The 12,220-nt window shown below is 41.9% G+C and carries 8 protein-coding genes; 7 read left to right on the top strand and 1 reads right to left on the bottom strand.

Annotation, left to right across the window (positions count from 1 at the left end):
- Positions 1-86: 86 nt before the first annotated feature.
- The gene (gene gltA / locus ACG9ZB_RS01270; RefSeq protein ID WP_419323569.1) at positions 87-1,361 is read right to left on the bottom strand and encodes a citrate synthase; all 1,275 of its coding nucleotides are present in this window, start codon (positions 1,359-1,361) and stop codon (positions 87-89) included.
- Between the two features lie 1,025 nt (positions 1,362-2,386).
- Here gltA and sdhC point away from each other — a divergent pair.
- From sdhC to lpdA, 7 genes are all read left to right on the top strand, one after another.
- Entirely contained in the window at positions 2,387-2,785 is a 399-nt protein-coding gene (sdhC, locus tag ACG9ZB_RS01275) for a succinate dehydrogenase, cytochrome b556 subunit (RefSeq protein ID WP_005400408.1), read from the top strand.
- Complete coding sequence (gene sdhD, locus ACG9ZB_RS01280; RefSeq protein WP_004695554.1) at positions 2,785-3,150, top strand: succinate dehydrogenase, hydrophobic membrane anchor protein; 366 nt, start codon at positions 2,785-2,787, stop codon at positions 3,148-3,150. The genes sdhC and sdhD overlap by 1 nt, the downstream gene beginning before the upstream one ends.
- Before the next feature lie 12 nt (positions 3,151-3,162).
- Complete coding sequence (locus ACG9ZB_RS01285; protein WP_419323571.1) at positions 3,163-5,061, top strand: FAD-binding protein; 1,899 nt, start codon at positions 3,163-3,165, stop codon at positions 5,059-5,061.
- Between the two features lie 14 nt (positions 5,062-5,075).
- Positions 5,076-5,786 carry a succinate dehydrogenase iron-sulfur subunit gene (locus ACG9ZB_RS01290; protein ID WP_004982744.1) on the top strand — a complete coding sequence of 237 codons (711 nt, stop codon included), beginning with the start codon at positions 5,076-5,078 and terminating at the stop codon, positions 5,784-5,786.
- Between the two features lie 801 nt (positions 5,787-6,587).
- Entirely contained in the window at positions 6,588-9,410 is a 2,823-nt protein-coding gene (locus tag ACG9ZB_RS01295) for a 2-oxoglutarate dehydrogenase E1 component (RefSeq protein WP_419323573.1), read from the top strand.
- A gap of 16 nt (positions 9,411-9,426) precedes the next feature.
- Positions 9,427-10,641, top strand: coding sequence for a 2-oxoglutarate dehydrogenase complex dihydrolipoyllysine-residue succinyltransferase (gene odhB, locus ACG9ZB_RS01300; RefSeq protein ID WP_419323575.1), 1,215 nt, complete (start codon positions 9,427-9,429; stop codon positions 10,639-10,641).
- A gap of 60 nt (positions 10,642-10,701) precedes the next feature.
- Positions 10,702-12,135 (top strand): dihydrolipoyl dehydrogenase, encoded by a 1,434-nt coding sequence (lpdA, locus tag ACG9ZB_RS01305; RefSeq protein WP_419323577.1) that lies wholly within the window; start codon positions 10,702-10,704, stop codon positions 12,133-12,135.
- Positions 12,136-12,220: the final 85 nt, after the last annotated feature.

A 12,220-nucleotide genomic window follows, 5' to 3' on the forward strand; every position in this document is an offset into this window, starting at 1 on the left:
TGTCATTCATAAATGGTAGATTTAAAATTCACCATATAAAAAAACCACCCATGCGGGTGGTTTTTTGTCTATCAACGCAGACCGAATTAACGGTTGATGTCGCGTTGAACTTCACCAGTGTAAAGCTGACGAGGACGACCGATCTTGTAAGGACCGCTGTGCATTTCTAACCAGTGGCTGATCCAACCAACTGTACGTGCAAGCGCGAAGATCACTGTAAACATTTCTGTCGGGATACCAATCGCTTTAAGGATGATACCTGAGTAGAAGTCTACGTTAGGGTAAAGGTTACGTTTGATGAAGTATTCGTCAGAAAGTGCGATACGTTCAAGTTCCATAGCAAGAGCAAGCTGTGGATCGTTGATGCCAAGAGCACCAAGAACTTCGTCACAAGTTTCTTTCATTACTTTCGCACGTGGATCGAAGTTTTTGTACACACGGTGACCGAAGCCCATGAGTTTAACTTCTTTAGTTTTCACTTTTTCCATGAAGCCAGCAACGTTTTCTACAGTGCCGATTTCATCAAGCATCTTAAGAACAGCTTCGTTCGCACCACCGTGAGCAGGACCCCAAAGTGCAGAGATACCCGCAGCGATACATGCATATGGGTTAGCGCCAGTAGAACCAGCTAAACGTACTGTAGACGTAGAAGCATTTTGTTCGTGGTCAGCGTGAAGCGTGAAGATACGGTCCATTGCTTTCGCAAGGATTGGATCTACTTTGTAGTCACGGTCTGCAGGAGTTGCAAACATCATGTACAGGAAGTTTTCAGCGTAAGTCAAATCGTTACGTGGGTAAACGAATGGTTGACCAACAGTGTATTTGTAGCTCCAAGCTGCCAAAGTAGGAATCTTAGCGATTAAACGAATCGCAGTGATTTCACGATGGTTAACATCTTCGATGTCCAGATTGTTGTGATAGAACGCAGACAACGCACCAACTACACCAACCATGATTGCCATAGGGTGAGCATCACGACGGAAACCGTTATAGAAGCGGCTTACTTGATCGTGAACCATAGTGTGGTTACGAACTTTAGCATCAAATACTTCTTTTTGTTCAGCTGTTGGAAGCTCGCCATTAAGAAGTAAGTAGCAAGTTTCTAAGTAGTCAGCTTTAGTTGCTAACTGGTCGATTGGGTAGCCACGGTGTAAAAGCACACCTTTGTTACCGTCGATGAAAGTGATTTTAGACTCGCATGCAGCAGTAGCCATAAAACCAGGATCAAAAGTGAAGTGACCTGCGGCCAATACATCCTTAACGTCGATTACATCTGGGCCCAATGTGCCGCTGTAAATTGGTAATTCAATTTCTTTGCCATCAAGCTGTAAAACGGCTTTTTTGCCAGTTGCTTCAGACATTCAATAGATCTCCTGTCCTGGTGAATGATTTATCTGACTCGAAATACTCATCTTTTAATGCACGAATCAGACGGATTAAAAATTTGCTCTAAGAGTAGAGAGTACTGAAATTTTGTCAATTATACTTATGGATAAAATGATGACTTACGAAGTTATAGTTAAGATTTAATCCATTAAAATTTGCATAAAATCACAGCACCGACACACTATAATAAGTTAATTCAACGAGCAAGTGCATAAATAAAAAATGTTGCTGATGCAATTGTAAGCAGTTTTATATTGGAAAAATCGCTTGAAAAGAAATGGAACTCAAATCGTCATATATTTACATTTATTATGATTCTCGTAACTTACGCATTATTTTAAAAAGAAAATGCTGTTTTCGTAGTCATTGTTAAAAACAATAAGTGGGTTAAAAAAATAATTTAACTGTATAAAAAGCAGCTTGTTTGGTATTTCGAAAACGATATATAAGTCACTTTTTTTATTGATACGGATGTGAAAAAATTGTTTTTAATTAAATTTATTACGAGATATTTCAATTTTGTAGGGGATTAATCTGTTGCACTAATATCATGCATCTTGATGCCATTATATTAAAATAAAATAATGAACATTTTATATATAAATAAAAATGATTAAAGTAAAGCAGTGAAATTAGCCAGTTTTAAAAGCAAGACTTTTTTGTGCATCTTTAGTCTAAAGTCGAGTTTTACCACTTTTGTATAAATTTTAACACTTGAATTTGGTGTTTATTTTATAAAAACCAAATATATAGCTGAGATTTGAAGCTAAAGTATTGTAGCGCAAGGTATTTATCTAAGTGTTAATGATTCTTATTTAAAGGATTTTTATGCAAAAAGGCCAAGTGCATTGTTTGTATTTTGATAGTTCACGTCTTATAATTCAGTGTCGTTTTAAGTTCAAACGCTATTTAATTTAGAGTTTTAAACTAGCTGCTGAACAATGCCAGCTTTCCTTCGAATTAATTCCAACAAACTCCGGATGGAGTTTTTACTTACAGGATGCCCGCTGTGAAAAGCAACAGACCTGTCAATTTGTCCATGGGTCAAGTTTTAGAAGTAAACTTAAAATCCCCTGTGGCTATTGCATCAATCTTACACCGTCTATCAGGTGTTATCGTATTTTTACTCGTACCGGTACTTCTATGGATCTTAGACAAGTCATTGTCTTCGCCTGAAGGATTTGCTCAAGTTCAGGCTATTTTTAATAGCTTCATTGTGCGTTTTGTCGTATGGGTATTTGTAGCCGGCTTAATTTTCCACTTTATTGCGGGTGTTAAGCACTTACTTGCAGATATCGGTATTGCTGAAGAACTGCAAAGTGGTCGTATCGCAGCTACTATTTCATTGATCTTGTCTGCAATCGGTATTGTTGCGGCATTTGTATGGATTGTTATCTAATGAAAAGTGCTACTGGTTTAACGGGTTCAGGTTCTCGCGATTGGTTTATCCAACGTGTAAGTGCTGTCGTATTAGCGGTTTATACAGTTGTTGTTTTAGGTTGGATCTTATGCAATGGCGGTTTTAGCTATGAACAGTGGTACGGCTTTATGATGACAGCTCCAATGAAGATTTTATCTTTATTGGCCGTCTTATCTCTTGTTGCACATGCTTGGATTGGTATGTGGCAAGTATTCACTGACTATGTGACTACTCGTCAAATGGGTCCTTCAGCTTCAGGTTTACGCCTAGTGCTGACTTCAGCAGTGATTATTGCTGTTTTTGCATACGCAATCTGGGCAATCCAGATTTTCTGGGCGAATTGATAGGAAGATATCATGGGCGCGATTAACCCTAAAGAAGATTATACAAATATTCCACACCAATTCTTTGACGCAGTCATCGTTGGTGGTGGTGGTTCAGGTATGCGTGCATCTTACCAACTTGCTCAAGCGGGTTTGAAAGTTGCGGTATTAACCAAAGTATTCCCTACACGTTCACACACTGTTGCAGCACAGGGTGGTATTGGTGCATCTCTTGGTAACATGCAAGAAGATAACTGGCACTACCACTTCTACGACACTGTTAAAGGTTCTGACTGGTTGGGCGACCAAGACGCGATTGAATTCATGACGCGTGAAGCGCCGCAAGTGGTTTATGAGCTAGAACACTTGGGTATGCCATTTGACCGTAACGCAGATGGTACGATTTACCAACGTCCATTCGGTGGTCACTCTGCAAACTACGGTGAAAAAGCGGTTCCACGTGCTTGCGCTGCTGCCGACCGTACAGGTCACGCACTTCTTCACACGCTTTATCAAAGCAACGTGAAGATGGGTACTCAATTTTTTGTTGAATGGATTGCACTTGACTTAATCCGTAACGAAGCGGGTGATGTACTTGGTGTAACTGCATACGACCAAGAAACGGGTAAAATTGCAGTATTCCAAGCCAAAGCTACATTGTTTGCTACAGGCGGTGCGGGTCGTGTTTATCGTGCATCTACAAACGCGTATATCAACACTGGTGACGGTCTTGGTATGGCTGCGCGTGCAGGTATTCCATTACAGGATATGGAATTCTGGCAGTTCCACCCAACAGGTGTGGCAGGTGCGGGCGTGTTGCTGACTGAGGGTTGTCGCGGTGAAGGCGCAATTCTACGTAACGATTCTGGTGAGCCGTTCATGGAACGCTATGCGCCTACTTTAAAAGATTTGGCACCACGTGACTTCGTATCACGCTCTATGGACCAAGAAATTAAAGAAGGTCGTGGCTGTGGTCCGAAGAAAGACTACATTTTGCTTGATATGACGCACTTGGGTGCTGAAACGATCATGAAACGTCTTCCATCTGTATTTGAGATTGGTAAGAAATTCGCGAACGTTGACATCACCAAAGAGCCAATTCCAGTGGTTCCAACAATTCACTACCAAATGGGTGGTATTCCAACGAATATCCACGGTCAAGTGGTTGTGCCTGAAGGTTCTGAAACTGAAGCATTTGCAGCACATTATGACAAAGATAGCGATATCTATTCGACTAATGCGGGCGATCGTAACTTTACGAAACCTGTTAAAGGCTTCTATGCAATTGGTGAATGTTCTTGCGTGTCTGTACATGGTGCAAACCGTTTAGGCACCAACTCATTACTTGACTTGGTTGTATTTGGTAAAGCGGCGGGTGAGCACATCATTGACTACGTGACTAAACATCACGGTGATGAATACCAACCGCTTCCTACGACTGTACTTGAGCAAACTGTTGCACGTATCCGTAAGTTAGATGAGTCAACAACTGGTGAAAATGCCCAAGAAGTTGCAGATGCAATCCGTGACATCGTTCAAGATCATGCTGGTGTATTCCGTACAACTGCACTTCTTGAAGAAGGTGTGAAGCAGATTCTTGCCATTGAACCGCGTGTACGCAATATTCACTTGAAAGACAAATCTAAAGTATTTAACACTGCGCGTGTAGAAGCTTTAGAAGTTGAAAACTTGTATGAAGTGGCTAAAGCAACATTGATTTCAGCAGCAGCTCGTAAAGAGTGCCGTGGTGCGCATACGGTTGTAGACTTTGAAGAGTCTCCAGATCATCCAGCTTACCCATATGGTCGTCGTGATGATGAGTGGATGAAGCACACATTATGGTTCTCTAGCGATAACCGTCTTGAGTACAAGCCAGTACGTTACAAACCATTGTCTGTTGCTGCAATTCCACCTAAACCACGTACATTCTAATTGGGAGAAGTAAGATGAGTAGAGGTACTCGTACATTTAATATCTACCGCTACGATCCTGATAAGGATGCAGCGCCGTACATGCAAACTTTCAAGTTAGAGTTGACTGATAAGCACCGTATGTTGCTTGATGCACTTCTTGCATTGAAAGTACAGGATGAATCATTAACATTCCGTCGTTCATGCCGTGAAGGTATTTGTGGTTCAGATGGTGTGAACATCAATGGTAAAAATGGTTTAGCATGTCTTTGGAACCTAAACGACTTACCAGAAGTGATTACAGTCCGTCCTTTACCTGGTTTGCCTGTAGTTAAAGATTTAGTTGTGGATATGAATCAGTTCTACGATCAGTACAACAAAATTCACCCATTCTTGATCAACAACCAGCCTGCACCACCGAAAGAGCGTTTACAGTCTCCTGAAGAGCGTGAACACTTAGATGGCTTATATGAATGTATTCTTTGTGCATGTTGTTCGACATCATGCCCATCATTCTGGTGGAACCCAGACAAATTCTTGGGTCCTTCAGCGTTGTTGAATGCATACCGTTTCATCATCGACTCTCGTGATACAGCAACTCAAGAGCGTTTGGCTCGTCTTGACGACCCATTCTCGCTGTTCCGTTGTAAAGGTATTATGAATTGTGTATCGGTATGTCCTAAAGGTTTGAACCCAACGAAAGCAATCGGTCACATCCGTAACATGCTTTTAGATGCTGCTGGTTAATCTTTAGATTGATATAGCTGTCACAAAAAGCACACCTATAAGGTGTGCTTTTTTATTTTTGGTTAAAAATTTTTCTATTGCGTTAAATTTTTATGAAAAGACCAAGTTGAAATTATTTTTGTTGGTGGTGTGAGACTTTTACTGGAAATGTACCAGATCAGTGAAAAGCACAGTGATTTAAAACAAATGTCATAAATAAGTGCAAGGATGAGTCTGCAAAAAAGTTATGAAGGTGTTAAGATGGGGCTTGTAAATGAGAGGGCATATTGAGAGATGGTGCTCTCTTTTCGTATGTTTTTTTGGAGTAGACTTTGGTCTACGTTGAAACTCGGTTTTATTTAAAGCACCATATATTAGATGAAATTTTGATATGTGTATTTCGCCAATTTATGAAAGGTATGTGTCAAAAAAATCAATTGAAATATGGGGAGTATGTTAAAATTTTTGCACGTTTATATTTAAAAAATGCGCGTTAAATATGTACATTAATTCAACATTTAAGCCGCACTAGAGCGAGTATAAATGAAGGGTTAGTCGCTTTAGAAAAAATAATGCAATGCTTTATTTTTTCTAAGTCGATTTGCAAAAAAATTGCTCGGTTTTGGCCGGGTATAAATGAGTGATGATGCCGCTGAGGGCGTTATGATTCATTGTCACATTGGGTAATTCTAATGTAGTGATAACGCCTCATGGCATCCGCCTTATGGGGACTAATGTCATGTTACCAATTTGACATTACTAATCATGGGTTCGCTTAAAAAGCATCCTGAAATGTTTTTGCAATAGGAAATGGGTCCACAAATGCAAGAAGTTGCTGACGCATTGCGTCTTGACACTGAACTTTCCGCTGATAGTGCAGCGTATATTGAAGAACTTTATGAGCAGTACTTGGCTGCACCAGACTCAGTTGAAGCTGACTGGCGAGCATACTTCGATAAATACCCGAAAGGTGATCAACCACACAGCAATGTACGTGAGCAATTCTTATTACTAGGTCGTAATTCAAGTCGTGTTCAAGCAGTGGTACAAAGTTCTGTTAGTACAGAACATGAACGTCGTCAAATTGGCGTACTACAACTAATCGCAGCGTATCGTAACCGCGGTCACCAAAAAGCGAAGCTTGATCCTTTGGGTTTGGCAAAACGTGAAATCGTGCCAGATCTTGACCTTGCTGCACATGGCTTAACCCAATCTGATTTAGACACTGTATTCAATACAGGTAATCTTTTGATTGGTAAAGACGAAGCAACTCTAGGTGAAATGGTTCAAGCCATGGAAGCAACGTACTGTGCTTCAATTGGTGCAGAATACATGCACATTGTTGATACCAAAGAAAAACGTTGGATTCAACAACGCCTTGAAGGTGCGCGCGGTCAATTCAACTTCACTGCAGAACAGAAAAAACACGTATTAGAGCGTTTAACTGCGGCTGAAGGCCTAGAAAAATTCCTAGGTAATAAATACGTTGGTGCAAAACGTTTCGGCGTGGAAGGTGGTGAGTCTTTCATTCCAATGGTTGATGCTTTGATTCAACGTGCAGGTTCTGTAGGTTGTAAAGAAGTGGTCATTGGTATGCCTCACCGTGGTCGTTTGAACCTTCTTGTAAACATCATGGGTAAAAACCCAGCAGACCTATTTGGTGAGTTTGAAGGTAAGAGCTTACATAAAAAAGGTTCTGGTGATGTTAAGTACCACCAAGGTTTCTCTTCAAACGTAATGACTCCAGGTGGCGAAGTTCACTTGGCATTGGCGTTTAACCCATCACACTTAGAAATCGTTGGCCCTGTGGTCGAAGGTTCAGTACGTGCACGTCAAGTCCGTCGTAAAGACATTGGTGGTGATGACGTATTGCCAGTAATTGTTCACGGTGATGCTGCATTTGCAGGTCAAGGTGTTAACCAAGAAACCTTCCAAATGTCACAAACACGTGGCTATACAGTGGGTGGTACGGTTCACATTGTGGTGAATAACCAAGTTGGTTTCACAACATCTGATCCACGTGATGCGCGTTCTACAGAATACTGTACGGACATCGCGAAAATGATCCAAGCACCGATTTTCCATGTGAACGGTGATGATCCTGAATCAGTATTGTTTGTTGCGCAATTGGCACATGACTTCCGTCATACTTTCCGTAAAGACGTTGTCATTGACATGTTCTGTTACCGCCGCCGTGGTCACAACGAAGCGGACGAGCCAGCTGCGACTCAGCCAATGATGTATCAAGTCATCAACAAGAAAACGACAACGCGTGCGCTGTATGCAGACCAATTGGTTCAAGAAAGCGTCTTAGACCGTGCTAAAGCAGATCAAATGGTTGAAGACTACCGTGCTGATTTAGAAGCAGGTAAGCACGTTGCCAATGCATTGGTACTTGAACCAAATACAAAAATGTTTGTAGATTGGGCACCGTACTTAGGACATGACTATACAGACGTATGGGATACAACATGTTCTGAAGATCGCTTAAAAGAACTTGGTCGCAAAATGCGTGAGCTTCCTGAGGGCTTCGTAATGCAGCGTCAGGTTGCAAAAGTGATTGATGATCGCCTGAAAATGCAAACTGGCGAAATGCCATTGAACTGGGGTGCTGCAGAAACTTTAGCTTATGCAACTTTGTTGGATGAAGGCTATTTAGTTCGCTTAACAGGTGAAGATGTTGGTCGTGGTACATTCTCGCATCGTCATGCGAAATTACATAACCAAGTTGACGGTTCTACTTATATTCCACTTTGCCACATCAAAGAAAACCAACCGCGTGTTGCTGTTTATGATTCTTTATTGTCTGAAATGGCAGTATTGGCATTTGAATATGGTTATGCAACCACCTTGCCAAAGAGCTTGGTCATTTGGGAAGCACAATTTGGTGACTTCGCAAACTGTGCACAGGTGGTGATCGATCAGTTCATCGCATCAGGTGAAACCAAGTGGGAGCGTGTATGTGGTTTAACGCTACTTCTTCCTCATGGTTTTGAGGGTCAAGGACCAGAGCATTCATCTGCACGTTTAGAGCGTTTCTTACAGCTATGTGCTGAAGACAACATGCAAGTGATGACACCGACTACACCTGCACAGATTTTCCATGCTTTACGTCGTCAAGCGATTCGCCCAATTCGTAAGCCAATGATCATCATGTCACCGAAGTCTTTACTTCGTCACAAGCTTGCAACGTCTACTTTAAGTGAACTTGCAAATGGTACATTCCAAACTGTGATTGATGAAATCGACAATATCAACAAGTCAGATGTAACCCGTCTGGTTCTGTGTGGTGGTAAGGTTTATTACGACTTGCTTGAGAAACGTCGTGAGCAAGAGTTGAATAACACTGCAATCGTTCGTATTGAACAATTGTATCCATACCCTGAACAACGTATTGCTGAAGTTCTTGCTCAATATCCAAATGTGAAAGACATTGTTTGGACGCAAGAAGAGCCGAAGAACCAAGGTGCTTGGTTGTTTATTGCTCCTCGTCTATATGATGATGTAATGAAGTCGGCTAAACCAGTACGTATCAGTTATGCAGGTCGTGAAGCTTCTGCTGCACCGGCTTGTGGTTCACCATATTTACATGCAAAACAACAAGCTCAGCTCGTAAATGACGCTTTAGCGATCGTAGCTGAATAACAGGAGATTCTTAGTAATGGCAACCGAAATTAAAGCACCGGTATTCCCTGAGTCAGTTGCGGATGGAACAATCGCAACTTGGCACAAACAACCAGGTGAAGCAGTATCACGTGATGAAGTGATCTGTGATATTGAAACAGATAAAGTTGTTTTAGAAGTTGTTGCTCCTGCTGACGGTACAATTGCATCGATCATTAAAGGTGAGGGTGACACTGTTCTTTCAAATGAAGTGATTGCACAGTTTGAAGAAGGTGCTGTATCTGGCGCTGCGCAAACTGAAGCAGTTCAATCTGAATCGAAAGTAGAGCAAGCGGTTGTTCAAACTGAAGCAGGTGCTGCACCAGTCGTTGAACGTGCTCAAGTTGCTGATCAAGCGCCTGCTGTACGTAAGGCATTGACTGAGTCTGGTATTCCAGCTGCTGATGTTGCGGGTACAGGCCGTGGTGGTCGTATTACGAAAGAAGATGTGGCAAATCATCAAACTAAACCAGCAGCTCCAGCTGCAGCACCATTAAGTGTTGCTGTGGGTGAGCGTGTTGAAAAGCGTGTTCCTATGACACGTCTTCGTAAGCGTGTTGCTGAGCGTCTACTTGCTGCAACGCAAGAAACTGCAATGTTGACAACGTTTAACGAAGTGAACATGAAGCCAATCATGGAAATGCGTGCACAATACAAAGACGCATTTGAAAAACGCCATGGTGCACGTTTAGGCTTTATGTCTTTCTTCGTGAAAGCTGCAACTGAAGCATTGAAGCGTTACCCAGCAGTAAACGCTTCTATTGATGGCGATGACATCGTATATCACGGTTACTACGACATCGGTGTTGCGGTTTCTTCTGACCGTGGTTTAGTGGTTCCTGTATTACGTGATACAGACCGCATGAACTACGCTGAAGTAGAAAACGGTATTCGTGACTATGCTTATAAAGCACGTGACGGTAAGCTTGGTATTGAAGACATGACTGGCGGTACATTCACTATTACTAACGGTGGTACTTTCGGTTCATTGTTATCTACACCAATTCTAAACACGCCACAAACTGCTATTTTGGGAATGCACAAAATCCAAGAGCGTCCTATGGCGGTAAATGGTCAAGTTGAAATCTTGCCAATGATGTACTTAGCGCTTTCTTATGACCACCGTTTAATCGATGGTAAAGAAGCTGTAGGTTTCCTTGTAACAATTAAAGAATTGTTAGAAGAGCCAGCTAAACTCATCCTTGACCTTTAATTCTAAAGAATAAATCAGTGGGCTTGGAGTGATCCTCTAAGCCCATTTTTGGAGATAAAAATGTCTCAACAATTTGATCTTGTTGTTATTGGCGGTGGCCCAGGTGGCTATGAAGCGGCAATTCGTGCGGCTCAACTTGGCTTTAAAGTTGCGTGTATCGAAAAACGTATTCACAAAGGTAAACCATCTTTGGGTGGTACATGCTTAAACGTGGGTTGTATCCCATCTAAAGCATTACTAGATTCTTCACATCGTTATGAAGATACTGTTCAGCATTTAGATGACCACGGTATTACAACGGGTGAAGTTGCTTTCGATTTGTCTAAAATGCTAGCGCGTAAAGACAAAGTCGTTGAGCAATTGACTGGTGGTGTTGCGCAATTACTTAAAGGTAATGGTATTGAATGGTTACAAGGTACTGGTAAACTACTTGCTGGTAAAAAAGTTGAGTTCGTTTCTCATGAAGGCGAAACTCAAGTTTTAGAACCTAAGTATGTGATCCTCGCGACTGGTTCGGTTCCTGTAAATATTCCTGTTGCTCCTGTAGATCAAGACATTATTGTTGATTCTACTGGCGCTTTAGAATTCCCGGAAGTGCCTAAGCGTTTAGGTGTGATTGGTGCGGGCGTAATTGGTCTCGAACTAGGCTCAGTATGGCGTCGTTTGGGTGCAGAAGTTGTTGTATTTGAAGCAATGGATGCGTTCTTACCAATGGCTGACAAAGCTTTGGCAAAAGACTACCAAAAACTATTGACTAAGCAAGGTATGGATATCCGTATCGGTGCGAAAGTTTCAGGTACTGAAGTTAATGGTCGTGAAGTGACTGTTAAATATACCCAAGGCGGCGAAGACAAAGAACAAACTTTCGATAAATTGATCGTTTGTGTAGGTCGTCGTGCTTATGCTGAAGGTTTGTTGGCAGATGATTGCGGTATTAAACTGACTGAACGTGGCTTGGTTGAAGTAAACGATTGGTGTGCAACTTCTGTTGAAGGTGTATATGCAATTGGTGACTTGGTACGTGGTCCAATGCTTGCACATAAAGCAATGGAAGAAGGCGTAATGGCAGTTGAGCGTATTCACGGTCATGCTGCACAAGTCAACTACGACACAATCATCTCAGTCATCTACACACACCCTGAAGCGGCGTGGGTTGGTTTAACTGAAGAGCAAGCGAAAGAAAAAGGCCACGAAGTGAAAACTGGTCAATTCGGTTTCGCAGTCAATGGTCGTGCTTTAGCTGCAGGCGAAGGTGCTGGTTTCGTGAAGTTTGTTGCGGATGCAAAAACTGACCGTCTACTTGGTATGCACGTGATTGGACCTGCTGCGTCTGATATTGTTCACCAAGGTATGATTGCACTTGAGTTTGTATCTTCGGTTGAAGATCTACAGTTGATGACTTTCGGTCACCCAACATTCTCTGAAGTGGTTCATGAAGCTGCACTTGCAGTCGATGGTCGAGCGATTCACGCAATTCAGCGTAAACGCAAATAAGACAACGAAAAGAGCGACTACGGTCGCTCTTTTTTGTTTCAGGTGTTGTCTTCTCATGAAGAATCATCTAAAAATAAAGACAAGA

This window comes from Acinetobacter johnsonii (assembly GCF_048551975.1).
GTDB classification, from domain to species: Bacteria; Pseudomonadota; Gammaproteobacteria; order Pseudomonadales; family Moraxellaceae; genus Acinetobacter; species Acinetobacter johnsonii_A.

What these genes read in the sequence shown, in the direction of transcription:
- sdhC (WP_005400408.1), top strand. Translation starts at nt 2,387, where the DNA reads ATGCCCGCTGTGAAAAGCAACAGACCTGTCAATTTGTCCATGGGTCAA.
- odhB (WP_419323575.1), top strand. Translation starts at nt 9,427, where the DNA reads ATGGCAACCGAAATTAAAGCACCGGTATTCCCTGAGTCAGTTGCGGAT.
- lpdA (WP_419323577.1), top strand. Translation starts at nt 10,702, where the DNA reads ATGTCTCAACAATTTGATCTTGTTGTTATTGGCGGTGGCCCAGGTGGC.
- ACG9ZB_RS01295 (WP_419323573.1), top strand. Translation starts at nt 6,588, where the DNA reads ATGCAAGAAGTTGCTGACGCATTGCGTCTTGACACTGAACTTTCCGCT.
- sdhD (WP_004695554.1), top strand. Translation starts at nt 2,785, where the DNA reads ATGAAAAGTGCTACTGGTTTAACGGGTTCAGGTTCTCGCGATTGGTTT.
- gltA (WP_419323569.1), bottom strand. Translation starts at nt 1,361, where the DNA reads ATGTCTGAAGCAACTGGCAAAAAAGCCGTTTTACAGCTTGATGGCAAA.
- ACG9ZB_RS01290 (WP_004982744.1), top strand. Translation starts at nt 5,076, where the DNA reads ATGAGTAGAGGTACTCGTACATTTAATATCTACCGCTACGATCCTGAT.
- ACG9ZB_RS01285 (WP_419323571.1), top strand. Translation starts at nt 3,163, where the DNA reads ATGGGCGCGATTAACCCTAAAGAAGATTATACAAATATTCCACACCAA.